19 protein-coding genes are annotated in these 17,830 nt (G+C 58.4%); 17 read left to right on the top strand and 2 right to left on the bottom strand.

Going from position 1 to position 17,830, the window contains the following annotated elements:
- Position 1: 1 nt before the first annotated feature.
- The 4 genes from QUE89_RS01555 (at position 2) to QUE89_RS01540 (ending at position 3,497) form a co-directional block, all read left to right on the top strand.
- Positions 2–769, top strand: coding sequence for an ABC transporter ATP-binding protein (locus QUE89_RS01555; RefSeq protein ID WP_286221548.1), 768 nt, complete (start codon positions 2–4; stop codon positions 767–769).
- Positions 766–1,479: an ABC transporter ATP-binding protein gene (locus QUE89_RS01550; RefSeq protein WP_286221547.1), complete on the top strand. Its 714-nt coding sequence runs from the start codon at positions 766–768 to the stop codon at positions 1,477–1,479. Before QUE89_RS01555 ends, QUE89_RS01550 begins: the two co-directional genes overlap by 4 nt.
- A gap of 95 nt (positions 1,480–1,574) precedes the next feature.
- Positions 1,575–2,573 (top strand): porin, encoded by a 999-nt coding sequence (locus tag QUE89_RS01545; RefSeq protein ID WP_286221546.1) that lies wholly within the window; start codon positions 1,575–1,577, stop codon positions 2,571–2,573.
- Positions 2,574–2,690: 117 nt separating this feature from the next.
- Positions 2,691–3,497 (top strand): IclR family transcriptional regulator, encoded by an 807-nt coding sequence (locus QUE89_RS01540; protein WP_286221545.1) that lies wholly within the window; start codon positions 2,691–2,693, stop codon positions 3,495–3,497.
- Between the two features lie 8 nt (positions 3,498–3,505).
- On the opposite strand, the gene QUE89_RS01535 is transcribed toward QUE89_RS01540, so the two are convergent.
- Positions 3,506–4,462, bottom strand: a complete 957-nt coding sequence (locus tag QUE89_RS01535) for an AraC family transcriptional regulator (protein ID WP_286221544.1) — start codon at positions 4,460–4,462, stop codon at positions 3,506–3,508.
- A 162-nt stretch (positions 4,463–4,624) separates the two neighbouring features.
- Between QUE89_RS01535 and QUE89_RS01530 the strand changes: the two genes are divergently transcribed.
- Positions 4,625–5,353 (top strand): MotA/TolQ/ExbB proton channel family protein, encoded by a 729-nt coding sequence (locus QUE89_RS01530; RefSeq protein WP_286221543.1) that lies wholly within the window; start codon positions 4,625–4,627, stop codon positions 5,351–5,353.
- Complete coding sequence (locus QUE89_RS01525; RefSeq protein ID WP_286221542.1) at positions 5,350–6,396, top strand: peptidoglycan -binding protein; 1,047 nt, start codon at positions 5,350–5,352, stop codon at positions 6,394–6,396. Before QUE89_RS01530 ends, QUE89_RS01525 begins: the two co-directional genes overlap by 4 nt.
- Positions 6,397–6,437: 41 nt before the next feature.
- Here QUE89_RS01525 and QUE89_RS01520 read toward each other — a convergent pair whose 3' ends face one another.
- Positions 6,438–7,550, bottom strand: coding sequence for an S-(hydroxymethyl)glutathione dehydrogenase/class III alcohol dehydrogenase (locus tag QUE89_RS01520; protein WP_286221541.1), 1,113 nt, complete (start codon positions 7,548–7,550; stop codon positions 6,438–6,440).
- Between the two features lie 87 nt (positions 7,551–7,637).
- Between QUE89_RS01520 and QUE89_RS01515 the strand changes: the two genes are divergently transcribed.
- From QUE89_RS01515 to QUE89_RS01465, 11 genes are all read left to right on the top strand, one after another.
- A complete protein-coding gene (locus QUE89_RS01515) occupies positions 7,638–8,225 on the top strand; it encodes a TetR/AcrR family transcriptional regulator (RefSeq protein WP_247843956.1) in 588 nt (195 codons plus the stop codon).
- Positions 8,226–8,313: 88 nt separating this feature from the next.
- Positions 8,314–9,639, top strand: a complete 1,326-nt coding sequence (locus QUE89_RS01510) for a DASH family cryptochrome (protein WP_286221540.1) — start codon at positions 8,314–8,316, stop codon at positions 9,637–9,639.
- Positions 9,636–10,133: a DUF6231 family protein gene (locus tag QUE89_RS01505; protein WP_286221539.1), complete on the top strand. Its 498-nt coding sequence runs from the start codon at positions 9,636–9,638 to the stop codon at positions 10,131–10,133. Before QUE89_RS01510 ends, QUE89_RS01505 begins: the two co-directional genes overlap by 4 nt.
- The gene (locus tag QUE89_RS01500) at positions 10,127–10,822 is read left to right on the top strand and encodes a tRNA-uridine aminocarboxypropyltransferase (protein WP_286221538.1); all 696 of its coding nucleotides are present in this window, start codon (positions 10,127–10,129) and stop codon (positions 10,820–10,822) included. Before QUE89_RS01505 ends, QUE89_RS01500 begins: the two co-directional genes overlap by 7 nt.
- A complete protein-coding gene (locus tag QUE89_RS01495; protein WP_286221537.1) occupies positions 10,822–11,241 on the top strand; it encodes a YkvA family protein in 420 nt (139 codons plus the stop codon). The genes QUE89_RS01500 and QUE89_RS01495 overlap by 1 nt, the downstream gene beginning before the upstream one ends.
- 65 nt (positions 11,242–11,306) lie before the next feature.
- Entirely contained in the window at positions 11,307–12,083 is a 777-nt protein-coding gene (pomA, locus tag QUE89_RS01490) for a flagellar motor protein PomA (protein ID WP_286221536.1), read from the top strand.
- A 3-nt stretch (positions 12,084–12,086) separates the two neighbouring features.
- Complete coding sequence (locus QUE89_RS01485) at positions 12,087–13,037, top strand: MotB family protein (RefSeq protein ID WP_286221535.1); 951 nt, start codon at positions 12,087–12,089, stop codon at positions 13,035–13,037.
- A 220-nt stretch (positions 13,038–13,257) separates the two neighbouring features.
- Positions 13,258–14,466 carry an ammonium transporter gene (locus QUE89_RS01480; protein ID WP_286221534.1) on the top strand — a complete coding sequence of 403 codons (1,209 nt, stop codon included), beginning with the start codon at positions 13,258–13,260 and terminating at the stop codon, positions 14,464–14,466.
- A gap of 203 nt (positions 14,467–14,669) precedes the next feature.
- Positions 14,670–16,103 carry a circularly permuted type 2 ATP-grasp protein gene (locus QUE89_RS01475; protein WP_286221533.1) on the top strand — a complete coding sequence of 478 codons (1,434 nt, stop codon included), beginning with the start codon at positions 14,670–14,672 and terminating at the stop codon, positions 16,101–16,103.
- Positions 16,097–17,035 (top strand): alpha-E domain-containing protein, encoded by a 939-nt coding sequence (locus tag QUE89_RS01470; RefSeq protein WP_286221532.1) that lies wholly within the window; start codon positions 16,097–16,099, stop codon positions 17,033–17,035. The genes QUE89_RS01475 and QUE89_RS01470 overlap by 7 nt, the downstream gene beginning before the upstream one ends.
- Positions 17,032–17,817, top strand: a complete 786-nt coding sequence (locus QUE89_RS01465; protein WP_286221531.1) for a transglutaminase family protein — start codon at positions 17,032–17,034, stop codon at positions 17,815–17,817. The genes QUE89_RS01470 and QUE89_RS01465 overlap by 4 nt, the downstream gene beginning before the upstream one ends.
- Positions 17,818–17,830: the final 13 nt, after the last annotated feature.

Raw genomic sequence — 17,830 nt, 5'->3', positions numbered from 1 at the left:
CATGGCCAACGACATCATTCTGGAAACCGAATCCCTCAGCAAACACTGGGGCGGCATCAAGGCACTCAACGACATTTCACTGCAGTTCCGGGACCGGCAACTGCACGGTGTAGTCGGCCCCAACGGCGCTGGCAAGAGTACGCTGCTGAACATGCTGTGCGGAACCCTGAAGCCAACCAGTGGCTGCATCTTCCATAAAGGCGTTCAGATTGAAGGCATGAAGCCCTGGAAGTTTGTGCGCCGGGGCATTGGCCGCAGCTTCCAGAAAACCAATATCTACGCCGATGTTACCTGCCTGGAAAACTGCGCCGTCGCGGCCCAGCGCCGCTTCACCGGAAGCTTTAATCTGTTTGCATCACGCCATTCCAACACGTTGGTACGGGACGCTGCCGAAAAAGCACTGCGCCAGGTTGGTCTCGACAGTCGCATCAACACGGTCGCCGCGGAAATTTCCTACGGGGAGCAGCGACAGCTGGAACTGGCCATGGTGTTGGCGACCGACCCCTGCATCCTGCTTCTGGATGAGCCCATGGCGGGCATGGGTCACGAGGAATCCCAGCGCATTATCGAGCTACTGAACGAACTCAAGCAGAGCTACAGCATTGTCCTGGTAGAGCACGACATGGACGCCATTTTCGAACTCTCCGACCAGTTGACCGTGCTCGACAACGGCACTCACCTGATCACTGGCACGGTCGATGAAGTGCGCAACGAACCTCGGGTCAAAGAGGCCTATCTGGGGAAAGAAGACGAGGAGGAAGCCGCATGAGCAACTGCCTTCTGGAAGTAAAGAATCTGAACACCCTTTATGGCCGAAGCCACATCCTGCACGACCTGTCCTTCAAGTTGGAGAAAGGACAGTCCATGAGTCTGATGGGGCGTAATGGCATGGGCAAGACCACCACGCTCAAGTCCCTTCTCGGCATCGTGGCACCGCGCAGTGGCCACGTCTATTTCGACGGACAGGACATCAGCAACCTGCCCACCTGGAAACGGATGCGACGCGACATTGCCTATGTGCCGGAAGGACGGGGCATGTTCCACAATCTTACCGTCCGCGAGCACCTGCAGATGGCCGCACGTCCGGACAGCAGCGGCAGGATCGGCTGGGATTTTGACCGGGTCATGGCCACTTTTCCCCGCCTTCAGGAACGGTTATCGAACCTGGGCACGGAGTTGTCCGGCGGTGAGCAACAGATGCTCGCAATCGGCCGGGCTCTGGTCACCAATCCCCGGCTGATGATCCTTGATGAAGCCACCGAAGGCCTGGCGCCTCTGATTCGACAGGATATCTGGAACGTCATTGCCACGATCCGCGAATCCGGCATTTCGACACTGGTTGTGGACAAAAACATCAAGGCCCTGAAAAAGCTCTGCGACCGCCATGTGGTGCTGGTAAAGGGCAAGGTTCACTTTGATGGCAGCTGCGAGGAACTGGATGCCAACGTCGAAAAGGTCGAAACCGCGCTTAGCGTTTAAATGTTCAGAATACGGATAGTGATGTTCATTCTCGGGATATTTGACCTGCACTGAATAACCGATAGTTCAATTGCCCAACAACAAGGAGAAGGCAAATGAACTATCAAAAATCACTCATGGCGCTGGCGGTAGCCTCTACCCTTAGCGCCACTCCCGCCCTCGCCCTCGACCTCGGCACCTTCAAAGGCACCAGCGTCAGCATCGGTGGCTATCTGAAGGCAGAGGGCATCTACGAAGATCCCGAACAAGGCGAGTCCCGCTTCTTCGGTCGCGCCAATCAGAGCCGCCTCAACCTTAAGACCGTCACCCAGAAACAGGGCCACACCATTGTGGGGTTTGTGGAGGGCGATTTTTACGGCGGACTCTTTCCAGGCGAGAACAATGATCTGCGGCTCCGGCACGCGTTCATCAAGGTGGACAATGCCACGGTAGGTCAAACCTGGACCGGCCAATTCTGGGCTGTCGCCTACAACGATTACCTCGATTTCCTGGGCGGGCCTCGCGGTACCTTGGGCGGTCTCAATTTCCGAACAACTCTGGCCAGCTATCAGTTCAACAATTTCCGGGTAACCGCCCAGGATCCCGTCAATAACGATGCAGACACACCGGACCTGGCCATCAACTACAACCTGAACTTCGACGGTGGCCACCGACTGATCCTCACAGCCAGCGGCCGCGAAGTGGCCAACGGTGACTTCGTAGCCGGCGGTGCTGTTGGTTCAGAGATCAAACTCGGGCGCCACAGCCTCACACTCAACGCCCATCACGGTGAGGGCCTGGGTGCCTTTACCGGCGTCGGCGTCGGGGGCTCCCTTTCCAGTGATGTCGAGAATGGCGATGCTATCAGCCAGACAGGCTTCAACGCCGGTTTCCGTTTTGTCATGAACGATCAGTGGCGCGCCAATGTTGCCTACACCACGGTCGAGGTTGATGACCAGGCCGACACCCGGTACGAAGCCCCGCGCGTGAATGTAATTCACAACATCATTCCGGAGCTGGAAGTCGGGGTGGAATGGCGCAAATACAATCTGGCGTTCGGCCCGCTGATCCCGGAAGGACAGCAGATTGAGGTAATGGCAAAATACTCGTTCTGAACTGAGCATTCAGAATTGGTACCCTTACCGCAAAAGGACACAGGTGCCGACCGTCTTCCCGGCACCTGTGCTCCATACGCTCCCGGAACGATCCATCACTTCATAGCGACGGCCTACATGACTGACGAAAGCCCCAAGCGGCAGGGAATTGGTTCTCTCGAAATCGGCCTGCACATCCTGAATTACATTGCCAACGCAGCGCGACCGCCCTCACTGAAGGAGCTGTCCAGAGCGCTGGACCTCTCACCCAGCCGGGCTCACAAATACCTGGTCAGTCTGTTGCGCGAGGGTTATATCAACCAGGTCAACCAGACCCAGTACACCCTCGGCAATTCCAGCCTGACACTGGGCATTTCCGCCCTGCGCCGGATCAATCCGATCCAGCTTTCCTACGAGGCGGTTGACCAGCTCAATGAAGACACCGACAAAACCGTGTCAGTAACGGTGTGGAACGGTTCCGGTCCACTGGTGATCAAATGGCTCGACTCAAGCATGCCAATTTCGGTCAACGTACGCCTGGGGGCGGAGCTGTCGCCACTCAATTCCGCGTCTGGCCGCATCTTCCTGGCCGCCCTGCCACTTGAACGCCGGCGCGAACTCATCGATCAGTTCTACAAACAGTCCAGCAACTTGCCAAAACACCACGGCAGAGACATTCCCCGGGAACAGCTGGGAGCCCATCTGGAAGCAATCAAACAGAAGAATTACTGCGCATTTTTCAGCGATTACCTGCCTGAAATCAATGTCCTTAGCGTGCCGGTCTACGACCTCAACGGGTCCATCGTCACAGTCATTACGCTGCTGGGCCTTGCTCAAGACACCGACATTAGCGAAGGCTCTCCGTTGTTCGAGCAGGTCAGGCAGTGCGCGGAGAAAGTCACCCGGCAAATATGCGGTCAACAAAGACAGGTGGCTCAGGTATAGGGCCGGGATTACCCGGCCATGCGAAGGGTTTCTGAGGGCAATTCACCAAACATCTTGCGATAGTCTGACGAGAACCGCCCAAGGTGGCTGAACCCGTAATCCAGGGCAACCTCGGTGACGTTTCGGCATCGACCCGTCAGCAAGTCCGCTCTCAATTGCTGCAGTTTTCGTTGTTTCACATAGCACTTAGGGGTGATCGAAAAGCTTTTCGAGAATGCGTTGTAGATTGACCTGACGCTCATATTGGAAACCGCAGACAACTCTTCGACATCAATGGCCTGCTTCAGATTCTGATCGATGTAATGAATCATCCGGGCAACGGCTGGCGAGAAAACCGGCTGATCATCGTCGACCGTCCAGGTACTACGGAACACCGTCAATAACTTCTTCAGGATGATTTCCCGATAGGGTGCGGACACCAACCGGATATCATCATCCCCTCCCTCCTCAAGCTCCAAGAAGACCGCATTCAGGATGCTTGGCAAAGACGGGCAAAGCTTCAGGTTTACCGGGCTGCGCTCAAAACGAAGCGGCTGTTCGGGGGCACCGGTACGACCGAGAGGCCTGGCGGAACAGAGTACCTCTTCCGGAACTTTGATAATCACCTTTTCGCAGTCCGCTGAGTATTCCAGATCAATCCTCTCATAGGGGTTCACCATCATGGCCTCACCGGCCTGAAGGCGAAGCTGATCAGCCCCCTGATGCCAGATGCACTCACCCCGGGTAACGATCTGGAAGTGATAAATGGATTCCAGTTCCGGGCTTGTAACCCGCACTTCATTACCGTAGCTGATCCGAGAGAGGCCAAAACCCGCGAACTCCCGAAAACTGAGACTGGAGGCCGCCCGGCTCTTGCTCTTGAGCTCCAGACGATGCTGCCCGATGTGATCATTGACGAATCCCGAGACTTCTTCCGGGAAGGCGCCCCTAAAAACGGTATTGCCGGCAAGCGTATTTCCAAACATAGCGCAACTCGATTTACTTATTATTAATGCGTTCACCTTATATAAACAGGATCGATCAATCAACAACCAATTTTATGCCCGCAGCTTTCTTTAATCCGCCCTTCATTCCAACCACGCTGTGCTATGTTTTCCTGATACTTCTTCCGAACACTGGCGGTGTTTATGAGCAATCCCAAACACACCCTTTTCTGGATGACGTTGTTTCTGGCGGTTGTCCTGATCGTCGGCGCACTCATTCACAAACCCCTGATGACCGCGTTCATGGCGAACTGGGTCTTCAACCTGCTGATCGTGGGCGTTCTGATAGTCGGCATCGGACTGACCTACCGGCAGGTGTTTGTGCTGTTTCCGGAGATGCGCTGGATTTCCCAGTTCCGGACTGGCCACTCGGGGCTGTCGGTGCTGCAGGAGCCCCGGTTGCTGAAACCCCTGGCCCGGCAGCTGGGCGAGGAATCCAAGCGCGACCGTTTCACGCTCTCTACCCTGTCCCTGCGCACGGTGCTTGATGGCATTCACTCGCGCATGGACGAACAGCGGGAAATCACCCGCTACTTCATCAGCCTGCTGGTTTTCCTGGGGCTGCTGGGCACCTTCTGGGGGCTGCTGGGCACCATCAATGCCGTGGGTGAGGTCATCACCAACCTCGACATGGGCCAGGGCGATTTCGGCAAGGTTTTCGCCGATCTCCAGGCCGGCCTGCTCACCCCGCTGCAGGGCATGGGCACCGCCTTCAGTTCGTCCCTGCTGGGGCTTGGCGGCTCGCTGATCCTGGGTTTCCTGGACATCCAGGCCGGCCATGCCCAGAACCGGTTTTATGACGGCCTCGAGGAGTGGCTTACCGGTGTCACCAATCTGGTGGACATCGTGGACGAAGACAACGTGCGGTCATGATTGGTTCCAAGCGCCGCAGCCGCAGTGCCACCAACGTCTGGCCGGGTTACGTGGATGCCCTGTCGGCCCTGCTGATGCTGGTGATCTTCATGCTGCTGGTCTATGTCGTGAGCCAGCTGTACCTGTCTCAGACCCTGTCCGATCGCAACACGGAATTGGCGCGCCTGAACCAGCGTTTGAATGAAATCTCCCAACTGCTGGGACTGGAGCAGAGCAAGACCGAGGCCCTGGAGCAGCAGATGGCCGCGGTGCAAAACGATTACAGCGATGCCCTGACCCGCAACGACGATCTGCAAGCTCGCCTGGACGCCTCCCGAAATCAGTTGATGCAGCAATCGGCGGACGCCGAGGCTCGGGCCGCGCGCCTGGCCAGCATGAACGAGGAACTGGAAGAGCAGGATCAGCTCTCTGCCAGCCAACAGGCGATGATTCTGCGGCTATCAAATCAAATTGCCTCTTTGCAGGCGCAGTTACGGCAAATTACCGCGGCCTTGAAGCTGCAGAAAGAGGAAACGGCAGAGAAAGAAGATGAGCTGAAAGATGTCAGCCAGCGGCTGAATACCCTGCTGGCAGAGCGGGTGAATCAACTGGAACAGTATCAGTCTGAGTTTTTCGCCCGCTTGCGGAACATCCTGGCCACCAATGAAAACATCCGGGTGGTGGGCGACCGCTTCCTGCTGCCGTCAGAGTTGCTGTTTGCCTCCGGTTCAGCGCAATTGGGTGAAGAGGGTAAAAGCGAGCTGGACAAGTTGGCCGAGGTGCTGCTCGATGTGGTGGCCGCCATTCCCGGCGACATTGACTGGATCCTGCGTATTGATGGCCATACCGACCTGATCCCCATCAATACCCCTCAATTCCCCTCCAACTGGGAACTGTCGACTGCGCGGGCAGTGGCGGTAGTGCGTTACCTGGCTGCTCAGGGTGTGCCGGAGAGGCGCATGGTGGCCGCCGGCTTTGGCGAGTTCTTCCCGGTTGCCAGCGGCACCACGCCGGACGCGCTGCAAAAGAACCGGCGCATCGAGCTCAAGCTGACCGATCGCTAGCAGTGATCAGGGCGGGGCCATCCCACCCTGATCAATTCAACTCAGAAGTGAATGACCGTGCGAATGCTCTTGCCTTCGTGCATCAGGTCAAACGCCTTGTTGATGTCTTCCAGCGGCATCTCGTGGGTGATGAACACGTCCAGCGGGATCTCGCCCTTCTCGGCCTTCGCCACATAGCCCGGCAACTCAGTCCGGCCCTTCACCCCGCCAAAGGCGGAGCCCTTCCAGACCCGTCCTGTCACCAGCTGGAACGGGCGGGTGCTGATTTCCTCGCCGGCACCGGCGACGCCAATGATGATGGATTCACCCCAGCCCTTGTGACAGCACTCGAGAGCCGAACGCATCAGCTGCACATTGCCGACACACTCAAACGAGTAATCCACACCACCATCCGTCATCTCAACGATTACTTCCTGGATCGGCTTGTCGTAATCCTTGGGATTAACCACATCGGTGGCGCCCAGCTGTTTGGCAATGTCGAACTTGCCCGGGTTGATGTCGATGGCAATAATCCGGCCGGCTTTGGCCATGGTGGCGCCGATAATAGCCGCCAGGCCGATGCCACCCAGGCCGAAGATAGCGACAGTGGCCCCCTCTTCCACCTTGGCGGTGTTCAGCACGGCACCAATGCCGGTCGTCACGCCACAACCCAGCAGGCAAACCTTGTCGAGCGGTGCTTCCTTGGGAATCTTGGCCAGCGACACTTCCGGCAGCACGGTGTACTCAGAGAAAGTGGAGCAGCCCATGTAGTGGTACAACGGCTCACCGTTGTAAGAGAACCGGGAGGAGCCATCGGGCATCACGCCCTTGCCCTGGGTGGCTCGAACCGCACCGCACAGGTTGGTCTTGCCGGAGGTGCAGAACTTGCACTCGCCGCATTCGGCGGTATACAGCGGAATGACGTGGTCACCCACTTCCAGGTCTTTTACGCCGGGGCCAACCGCTTCCACGATGCCACCGCCTTCATGGCCAAGAATGGTCGGGAACAAGCCCTCGGGATCGGCACCTGAGAGGGTGTAGGCATCGGTGTGGCAGACGCCAGTGGCGACAATGCGAACCAGCACTTCGCCCTGCTGGGGCGGGGCAACATCGACTTCGACAATCTCGAGCGGCTTGTTGGCCTCGAACGCAACGGCGGCGCGGGATTTAATCACGGGCAATCTCCTCTGAAACGGTGGTAAGGAATATCTCGGATGTGCCTGGTTTGACTCACTCTAGACGACCGGTCTAATCTATCATCCATGCAATCGAACGACACTCGCAATCACATTATTCAGACCGGCGCCGAGCTGATTGGCCAGAAGGGCTTCAGTGCCACCGGCCTCAACGCCATCCTGACGGCAGCTGGCGTGCCCAAGGGCTCTTTCTACCATTACTTTAGCAGCAAGAACGATTTCGGCCTGGCCGTCATCGATACCTTCGCACAGGAATACGACACAACGCTGGATCGGATTCTCAGCGATTCCAGCCGCTCCTGTGTTGACCGGCTGCGGGCCTACTTTGATACTGGTTTTGAGTCCATGGCCAACTGCCAATACACCAGCGGCTGCCTGATCGGCAACCTGGGCCAGGAGCTGGCCGGCCAGAACGAAACCTTCCGCCTGCGCCTGAATCGTGTGTTCTCAGGCTGGGAACAGCGTTTCGAGCGCTGCATCGCCGAAGGCCAGGCGGCCGGCGCCATAGATTCCTCCATCAACGCTTCAGACGCGGCCAGCCTGCTGCTTTCCGGCTGGGAAGGTGCAATCCTCCGATCCAAGGTGGTCAAGTCTACGGAGCCGCTGGAGCGGTTCGTTCGCGTGTTCTTCAAACAGTGCCTGGGCATTGCCTAATCCACCTGGGCAATAATCTCTTGCCGGCTTAAGGGCGTACATCCCAGGATCTGACGACTGCATAAAGACTGGACAGGAGCGCACCGACTTGCACACCCTCTACTGGTTCACCCGCGACCTGCGCCTGCACGACAACGCCGCCCTGCTGGCTGCGTCGAAATCCGATGTCCTGCTCTGCGTCTACGTGGTGGACCCACGCTGGTTTGCCCCCGGCCCTCTGCAGTCCCGGGCCATGGGCACACACCGCTGGCGTTTTCTCTGGCAAAGCCTGATGGCGCTTGAACGCAGCCTGCGGGAGCTGGGGCAACGGCTGCACATCGTCTACGGCGAGCCAGAAACGGTCTTGCCCAAGCTGGCCCACGAACATCGCATCACCCGTATCATCCGTTCCCGTCAGCCTGGTACCCGGGAAGCCGGCCAGTGGCAACGCCTCAAGGAGCAGCTGCCCAACACCCTGTTTCAGCAATTCGAGACGCTGAGTCTGTTCACCGAAGGCTCACTGCCGATGACGTTGGACGAGCTCCCGGACACTTTTTCGCAGTTTCGTAAGCAGGTGGAGAAAACCGGTGAGCGCAATTCCGAACGGCTGCGCATTCGCACCCTGACCTCGCTGCCGCCGCCACCGGGCTTTCCGGAGGACAACCGCGGGGACTGCCCCGCTATTGCCAATCCAATGCACCCACTGCCATTCCGGGGTGGCGAAGCGATGGGGCTGGCGCAGCTGAAGCAGTTCCTGTTTGTGGATCACAGCATCGCCCAGTACAAAGAGACCCGGAACGAACTCGACAAGTGGGATTCATCTTCAAAATTCTCACCCTGGTTCGCCAATGGCTGCCTGTCAGTGCGGGAAGTGGCGGAGAGCATCACCGAGTACGAGCGCACCGAGACCAGCAACGAATCGACTTACTGGCTCTGGTTCGAGCTACTTTGGCGGGAGTATTACTACTGGTACGCTCTGAAACACGGCGCCAACCTGTTCCGGCGGGACGGAGTGCAGCGCAAGAATCGGCCGGCAACCTTCTACGGCCACCGGTTCATGGCCTGGTGTCAGGGTAATACCGAGTACCCACTGGTGAACGCAGCCATGAATCAGCTCCGGGAAACCGGCTACATTAGCAACCGGGCCCGGCAACTGGTGGCCAGCTGTTTCGTCAACGAGCTGGAACTGGACTGGCGCTACGGTGCGGCCTGGTTCGAGCAGCAACTGATCGACTATGATGTCGCGAGCAACTACGGCAACTGGCAATACTTGGCTGGCGTGGGCGCCGATCCCCGCGGGTTGCGGCAGTTCAATCTCGACAAGCAGGCCAAACAGTACGATCCCGTTGGCACCTTTGTGGATCGTTGGGATGGCCACGCCGAGCAGCCGGTGGGCTTACACACGGTAGACGCAGCAGACTGGCCGATTCTATGACCGCATCAACCAACACTGGTAGCGCCCGCGAGGTACTCGCGCGCATCATCGACACCACCCAGCCGGCAACGCTGGTGTGTTGCGGTGCCGTGGCGCAAGAGGTGGCCGAACGCTGGCAAAGCCACCGGAGCGACGCCCGGATCTGGCGCCTGGACACCGCCGACCCCAATGCGGCGCTGCCGCCAACCGCAGTCCAGGACCTGGCCCTGATTACCGATACCCTGGAGCATCTGCCCCACGGCGAGGGCGCCCTGCTGCTGGGCCAGCTGCGCAATTACGGCACCCATCAAATTGCCGTGCTGGTGGGCGACACCCCCGACTGGGCCTTCAAGGATTTCATTGGCCTGGGCTTTCGCCGCCACGCGGAAATACAGGGCGAGGCCGGCATACTCACGCTCTACACCTACAACCTCGACACCTACAACCACAAGCGCGCCTGGAACAACCCCGACAACTGGGCCAACCCGGAAATGTGGGGCAAGGCCTGGTGGTAAATAGGCACCGGCAGCAATCCATCTGCCCGCATTGCCAGTTGCACGCCAATATTTGCGTATGTGACCAGTGCCAGGCAGTGGCCAATGGCACCCCGATTACGGTCATACAGCACCCGACAGAGGTGGGGCGCAGCAAGGGCACTCTCAGAATTCTTGAACGCTGCCTGGATCAGGTGCAGGTTGTGGTGGGTGAATCCCCCGAGCAACTGCAGCGGGCCGGATTGAGTCTTGCAGATTTGAACGCAGACACGGCGGTGCTGTTTCCCGGCCCCGCCAGCCAGCCCCTTGAGGAGGCCGACACCAGCGCCATCAACCGTTGGCTGCTGCTGGACGGAACCTGGCGCAAGGCCGCGAAGATCCTGCACCTGAATCCACACATTGCTGCCCTGCCCCGCTTCCACTTTGCACACCCGCCGACGTCGCAGTATGTGGTTCGCAAGGCACCCGCGGAGCACTACCTCTCTACTGCCGAAGCGGCCGCCTACCTGCTACAAACTCTCGAACCCGGCCTGAACGTTCAACCAATCAACACCGCCATGGCCACACTCGTGGATAAACAGCTGGCCCAGATTCCGCCGGAATTGAGGAATCGCTACCAAACACCGTTAAGCCCGCAGAGGTTGGCAACCGACTCAGGCTTGAGCGATCATGGTGGCTGCACACTTTCTCTGGCAAAGGACACGCTGTAATGGCCCTGTTTAATGAGAAAAACGCGGAAAAACAGCTAAATGCCGAGTCCGGCAAGGTGCATCGCGCCGACCTGGAAACCCTGCTGGAGCGCCAGCGGACGATTGAGGAAAAGGTGAAAGGCAGCGGCAAGCTCAACCGCTTCAGCGCCGACATCAAGCTCATGTTCGCAATGATCCGCGACTATTGGTATGGCAACTACCGCAGCGTGCCCTGGAAGACCATCGCGGCCATTGCCGGCGCGCTGCTTTACGTTCTCAATCCCCTGGATGTGATCCCCGATCTGATCCTCGGTTTCGGTTTTATAGACGACGCCGGCGTGGTCGCCCTGTGTCTGAAACTGGTGGAATCGGACCTGCACCGCTACGCTGCATGGAAAGAACACTACGACGCGCAAAACAAATTTACACATTCGAATTGATTGGTACACAAACCGGACGTACCCTTTCAATCGTTTCTTTCATTGCCCCTGCCTCTGGAGACGACGTGGATTTTGCCACCCTGATTGGCCTTGTTGGCGCTATATTGCTCATCGCTTCTGCCGTTATTCTCGGCGTCTCACCCGATGTTTTCATCAATGGCCCCTCCCTGCTGATTGTCCTCGGGGGCAGTGTGTTGGTGGTGCTTTCGAAATTCAGTTTTGGCCAGTTCTTTGGCGCATTCAGCGCCGCAGCCCGGGCCTTCAAGTTCAAATTACCGGAAACCCAGTCTGCCATCGAGGAACTGGTGGATGTGGCACAAATTGCCCGCAAGGAAGGCGTGCTGGGGCTCGAGGGCCGTGAAGTCGAATCGCCCTTCCTGGGCCAGGGCATCCAGATGCTGGTGGATGGCCAGAACGCCGACACCATCAAGCAGTTGCTCAACAAAGAGCGGCTGATGACCCTGGAGCACAATCGCTCTGGGGCCAAGGTGTTCACCGCCCTGGCCGACGTTGGTCCAGCCATGGGCATGATCGGCACCCTGATCGGTCTGGTGCAGATGCTGTCGAACATGGAAGACCCCAAATCCATCGGCCCAGCCATGGCCGTGGCACTGCTGACCACCCTGTACGGTGCCATGCTCGCAACCATGATCGCCTCTCCCATCGCCGACAAGCTGTCGCTGCGGATGACCGAAGAGGCACGCATGCAGTCCCTGTACATTGATGCCCTGGTCGCGGTTCAGGAAGGCACCAACCCACGCGTGATTGAGCAGCTTCTATCGAGCTACCTGTCGCCGAAAGAGCGCGCCAAGGTTGGCGAGCCAGAACCAGCCAACGGGTAGGTCATGGACGAGCTTCCAGAAGAGGAAAAACCGGGCATCCCGGCCTGGGTTGTTACCTTCGCCGACCTGATGTCGCTGCTGATGTGCTTCTTCGTGTTGCTGCTGTCGTTCTCTGAAATCGACGCCATGAAGTTCAAGCAGATCGCCGGTGAGCTGTCGAAGGCCTTCGGGGTTCAGCGCGAAGTGCCGACTCTGGACATTCCCATGGGCACCAGCCCGATTTTTGACAAGTTCTCGCCGGCGCCGCCTGAGCCCACCGTGGTGAACGAGGTTCGGCAGACCACGTCAGACCAGAAGCCGGAGCTTCAAACTCTCAAAAGTCCAACCGAGCAGGCCATTGAGGCCGCAACCCAGGACCAACTCGACCAGAGCACTCAGGACATAACCAAGGTGCTGGAAGAGGCCATCGAAGATGGCCGCATCAATGTGGCCCAGGATGAGGATCAGCGCAGGATCGTGATTCGCATTGAGGAAAAAGGCTCCTTCCCTTCCGGCTCTGCCGATCTGACCTACGATTTCGAAACCTTGCTGCTGGACATGGCGGATGTGCTCGCGGAGATCCCAGGCAGGCTAACGGTAGAAGGACATACCGACGACATCCCCATTCGCACGTCCCGGTTCTACAGCAACTGGGATCTCTCGGCAGCACGAGCCGCGGCCGTAGCCAATGCCCTGTTGGCGGTGGAAGAGGTTGAACCGACCCGATTGGCAGTGAAGGGCCTGGCGGACACCAAGCCCCGGGTCAGCAACGACACCGTGGAAAGTCGCGCCAAGAATCGCCGGGTGGAAATCATTGTTGATCTTTCAGGCCCGCTGCAAGAGCAGGAGGTCGAACTCCGGGAACTGGTGGAGTCAGGCGCCCTGGACCAGGAAGCGGTGATTGATTTTGAAGCGAACCCCACGCCTGAGATCCTTCTCGACGACAATAACCCGGACAATAACATCACCTGGTAATCGGCCTCGCCGAGTGCCCATATCAGTGCAAACCCGACATGAGCGCACTTTTTTGGTGCGAAAATTCCATTAAGAGCACCATCTTACCTTCCCTCTCCCCTAGCAACTGACTAACGTCGCTACTTTTGCATCGTTTTGGAACGCCTCTTGCTTCTGTGCACCCGACCAATGCACAACAAGCCCATCCGAGGCCAATAAAACAATTCAGGAGCGAAAACCCGTGGACATCACGAGTGCAGTACATACCCTGACTGAGAGCGCTAACACGCTGTTCATCCTTATCGGTGCCATCATGGTACTGGCCATGCACGCCGGTTTTGCCTTCCTTGAAGTGGGCACTGTGCGTCACAAGAACCAGGTCAACGCCCTGGTCAAGATCATGACCGATTTCGGCGTCTCTGCCGTGGCCTACTTCTTCGTGGGTTACTACGTCGCCTACGGCAGCCACTTCATGACCGGCGCGGCAGAACTGACCGCCAGCAATGGCTACGAGCTGGTCAAGTTCTTCTTCCTGATGACCTTCGCGGCCGCCATTCCGGCCATCGTCTCCGGCGGCATTGCCGAGCGCGCAAAGTTCTACCCCATGCTGATTGCTTCCGCCCTCATCGTGGCCCTCGTGTACCCGTTCTTCGAAGGTCTGATCTGGAATGGTAATTTTGGATTCCAAGCCTGGCTTGAGAGCCAGTTTGGTGCATCTTTTCACGACTTCGCCGGCTCCGTTGTGGTGCACGCCGTGGGTGGCTGGATCGCCCTGGCCGCGGTTCTGCTGCTCGGCGCTCGTAACGGCCGCTACCGCAACGGCCGCGTGGTCGCCTTTGCCCCGTCCAACATTCCATTCCTGGCCCTGGGCGCCTGGATCCTGACCGTAGGATGGTTCGGTTTCAATGTTATGTCCGCGCAAACCCTCGACGGCATCAGTGGCCTCGTAGCGGTGAACAGCCTGATGGCCATGGTCGGCGGCATCCTGGTGGCCATGCTGGTGGGTCGCAAGGACCCGGGCTTCATCCACAACGGACCGCTGGCCGGCCTGGTGGCCGTTTGTGCCGGCTCTGATCTGATGCACCCGGTAGGCGCACTGATCACCGGCGGTATTGCCGGCGCCATCTTCGTGTACCTGTTCGAATGGGCCCAGGCCAAGATTGAGCGCCTGGACGATGTGCTGGGTGTCTGGCCGCTGCACGGCGTCTGCGGTGTCTGGGGTGCGATTGCCTGCGGTATCTTCGGCCAGGAAGCCTTCGGTGGCCTGGGCGGTGTCAGCCTGATGTCCCAGATCATCGGTTCCGTTGCGGGGGTTCTGGTGGCTTTCGTAGGCGGTCTGATTGTATACGGCGTTATCAACGCCATTTCCGGCCTGCGCCTGACTGATGAAGAAGAGTTCAACGGCGCGGACGTCAGTATTCACCGTATTGGTGCAACTTCCGTCGAATAAGGCGATTTGGTAACACTTTGAAGCAGGCGGCCACGTGGCCGCCTGCTTTCGTTTTAACCCCTGAATTGACAGAACGGCCGTACTCTCCTTTGCTGTAAGACAGGGCATGACACCATCAACAGAGCCGATGGCCCGCCTTTTGCTGCCCATTACCGTATTGAGTGCCAACTTCACCGGCACCCTTCAGGGAGACGAACAGAATCATGTTGATTGAGACGCCGGACGCAGGTCTGTTTGATGAGCTGTTCGATGAGAACAACCGAGTGCGGCCACATTGCCGTATGCTGGAAAACTGGTTACTCGAATCGGATGAAAACCTGATCGCGGAAAAGCGCCGCGAAGCCGATGTGTTGTTCCAGCGCCTGGGCATTACCTTCAACGTCTACGGTGAGGATCAGGGTGCCGACCGACTGATCCCGTTTGACCTGATTCCACGGATCATTTCCGCCAGCGATTGGCACAAACTCCAGGCCGGCCTGCGCCAGCGAGTAACGGCGCTGAACCGCTTCCTGCACGACATCTACCACAGCTACGAAATCGTTAAAGCTGGCGTAATCAGTGCCGAGCAGGTGTTTGCCAACAGCCAGTATCAGCCCGGCATGCAAAACCTGAAGCTGCCGAGAAATCTGTATTCCCACATCGCTGGTATCGATCTTATCCGGAACAACGATGGCGATTTTTACGTGCTGGAAGACAACCTCCGGTGCCCCAGCGGGGTGTCGTACATGCTGGAGAATCGCCGGATGATGATGCGGCTTTTCCCCGAACTGTTTGCCCACTCACCGGTAGCTCCGGTGGAGCATTACCCTAATCTTCTGGGTGAAACCCTGCGAGCCGCGTCGTTGAAAGCCAACCCGACCGTGGTGGTTCTCACCCCGGGCCGCTTTAACAGTGCCTATTTCGAGCATGCCTTCCTGGCGCGACAGATGGGGGTGGAGCTGGTCGAAGGCGCCGACCTGTTCGTGCACCAGAACAGGGTCTATATGAAAACCACCGTCGGCCCGCAACAGGTGGATGTCATCTACCGCCGGGTCGACGACGACTTCCTCGACCCGCTGGCTGGCAACCCCAGTTCCATGCTGGGCGTGCCCGGGCTTTATGCCGCGTACCGAACCGGTAACGTAGTCCTGGCCAACGCCATGGGCACCGGGATTGCGGATGACAAGTCGATCTACCCGTATGTTCCGGACATGATCCGCTTCTATCTCAGTGAAGAGCCCATTCTGAAGAATGTGCCAACCTGGCAGTGTCGCAAGAAAAAGGACCTGCAATACGTGCTGGATCACCTGCCGGAACTGGTTGTTAAAGAAGCCCAGGGCGCCGGCGGCTATGGCATGCTGATTGGCCCCAAGGCCAGCAAGAAAGAACTGGAAACCTTCCGCGGTCTGCTCAAGGCGCACCCCGAAGATTACATTGCCCAACCGACACTCAGCCTGTCCACCTGCCCCACCTTTGTGGACGAGGGCGTGGCACCCCGGCATCTGGATCTCCGTCCCTTCGTGCTGTCGGGCAAGAAGATTCAGATGGTTCCCGGCGGGCTGACCCGCGTAGCCCTGAAAAAGGGCTCCCTGGTGGTGAACTCGTCCCAGGGCGGTGGCACCAAAGACACTTGGGTACTGGAGGACGACTTATGCTGAGCCGCGCAGCCTCCAGCCTGTTTTGGATGGCCCGTTACCTGGAGCGGGCAGAGAGCCAGGCCAGACAACTGGATGTCAGTTTGAACATGGCCCTGATCGACGTTCCGGAAGACCGCACCGAACAGCTTTCGGTGCCGTTACTGGTCTCTGGCACCTATGATGAGTTCTTCGAACACCATGAAGAGATCACGCCCCGGAACCTGATCGACTTCCTGTTGCTGGACGACCAGCACCCGGCCAGCGTCTTTAACTACATCCGTAACGCCCGGGACAACGCCCTGCATGTTCGGGGCAACCTGTCGGCCGACGTCTGGGAAACCATCAACCGTGCCTGGCTCGACTTGAAAGTACTGCAGCAAGAGGGAGTCACCGAGTCCAACGCCAGCTCAGTATTCGACTGGATTCGCGAACGCTCGCACATGTTCCGGGGCGCCGCTTACGGCACCCTGTTGCGCAACGATGCCTTCCACTTCCTGCGCCTGGGTACGATCATAGAGCGCGCCGATACCACCGCGCGGGTGCTGGATATTCGCCACGTCATGGCCACGAGGGCGATGGAGGAGCAGGCGACTCAGTCTTTCTTCGAGTGGACCGCACTGCTGAATTCCCTGGCGGCGTTTGAAGCTTACCAGAACACCTACGGGCATAGCCTCGATCCTACCAGTGTCGCGGAATTGCTGATTCTGTCCCATGAACTTCCGCGTTCCCTGCACAGCTGCCTGGAAGAAATTGCCGGCCTGCTCGACCGGGTTGAAAGTGGTTCTGCCCAGCGAGCCCGGCGCATGGCCTCCAGCCTCTACGCCAACATCCGATTCGGTGATACCGACTACATCGAGGAACGTGGCCTGCATGACTACCTCGTGGATTTCCTGGCAAGGATTCAGCGCATTGCCGGTCAAATTCAGAAAGACTACATGGGGTGGCACCAATGAGACTGCATATTCGTCATGAGACGACCTACACCTACGAATCGCCGGTCCGCAACAGCATCCAGTACATCCGGCTGACGCCCCGGAACACGCCCCAGCAGCGTATCTTCGAATGGCGCCTGGACATACCCGGCGAAACCAGTGAGATGATCGACGGTTATGGCAACCCGGTGACGGTGATGACACTGAAAAAGGCGTTCCCCAGCATCACCCTGGTCGCCGAGGGCATTGTCGACCTGACCGGCAAACCACTGACCAAGGACGACTCTCCGTTCCCACCCGAAGTGTTCCTGTGCGACACGCCACTGACCGAGGTGGACGAAGATCTGAAGGCGTTCGCCGAACAGTACTCACCCAACAAACGCAGCCTGCTTCGCCTGATGAAGCATTTGCGCGAGCACATCGCGTTCACCCCGGGGGCCACCAGTGTGACCCACACCGCGGCGGAGGCCTTCAAGCTCGGTGCCGGTGTGTGCCAGGACCACACCCACATCTTCATCGCCTGTTGTCGCTACATCGGCGTGCCGGCTCGTTATGTCAGTGGCTACATTCATTCGGTCAGTGATGACCATGTGGCCACCCATGCCTGGGCTGAAGTCTGGCTTGGTAGTAACTGGCAGACCTTCGATGTGGTCAACACCCTGAACGTGGCCGAGAGCCACCTGAAACTCGCGGTCGGCCTGGACTACCTGGATGTAGCGCCCGTTCGCGGCATGCGCAATGGCGGCGGAACCGAGCACATGCAGACCCGGGCCTGGGTGACTGAGGCCGCGCAAGCGCAGTAACAAAACTGCCGAA

The sequence above is a fragment of the Marinobacter sp. LA51 genome, from assembly GCF_030297175.1.
GTDB classification, from domain to species: Bacteria; Pseudomonadota; Gammaproteobacteria; order Pseudomonadales; family Oleiphilaceae; genus Marinobacter; species Marinobacter apostichopi.
Note: the sequence above shows the minus strand (reverse complement) of the source record. Positions and strands in the feature narration are given on the sequence as shown.

Coding starts and splice junctions, on each gene's coding strand:
- QUE89_RS01485 (WP_286221535.1), top strand. CDS start 12,087: ATGGACGAGCTTCCAGAAGAGGAAAAACCGGGCATCCCGGCCTGGGTT.
- QUE89_RS01555 (WP_286221548.1), top strand. CDS start 2: ATGGCCAACGACATCATTCTGGAAACCGAATCCCTCAGCAAACACTGG.
- QUE89_RS01540 (WP_286221545.1), top strand. CDS start 2,691: ATGACTGACGAAAGCCCCAAGCGGCAGGGAATTGGTTCTCTCGAAATC.
- QUE89_RS01475 (WP_286221533.1), top strand. CDS start 14,670: ATGTTGATTGAGACGCCGGACGCAGGTCTGTTTGATGAGCTGTTCGAT.
- QUE89_RS01545 (WP_286221546.1), top strand. CDS start 1,575: ATGAACTATCAAAAATCACTCATGGCGCTGGCGGTAGCCTCTACCCTT.
- QUE89_RS01530 (WP_286221543.1), top strand. CDS start 4,625: ATGAGCAATCCCAAACACACCCTTTTCTGGATGACGTTGTTTCTGGCG.
- QUE89_RS01550 (WP_286221547.1), top strand. CDS start 766: ATGAGCAACTGCCTTCTGGAAGTAAAGAATCTGAACACCCTTTATGGC.
- QUE89_RS01515 (WP_247843956.1), top strand. CDS start 7,638: ATGCAATCGAACGACACTCGCAATCACATTATTCAGACCGGCGCCGAG.
- QUE89_RS01535 (WP_286221544.1), bottom strand. CDS start 4,462: ATGTTTGGAAATACGCTTGCCGGCAATACCGTTTTTAGGGGCGCCTTC.
- QUE89_RS01525 (WP_286221542.1), top strand. CDS start 5,350: ATGATTGGTTCCAAGCGCCGCAGCCGCAGTGCCACCAACGTCTGGCCG.
- QUE89_RS01470 (WP_286221532.1), top strand. CDS start 16,097: ATGCTGAGCCGCGCAGCCTCCAGCCTGTTTTGGATGGCCCGTTACCTG.
- QUE89_RS01505 (WP_286221539.1), top strand. CDS start 9,636: ATGACCGCATCAACCAACACTGGTAGCGCCCGCGAGGTACTCGCGCGC.
- QUE89_RS01465 (WP_286221531.1), top strand. CDS start 17,032: ATGAGACTGCATATTCGTCATGAGACGACCTACACCTACGAATCGCCG.
- QUE89_RS01495 (WP_286221537.1), top strand. CDS start 10,822: ATGGCCCTGTTTAATGAGAAAAACGCGGAAAAACAGCTAAATGCCGAG.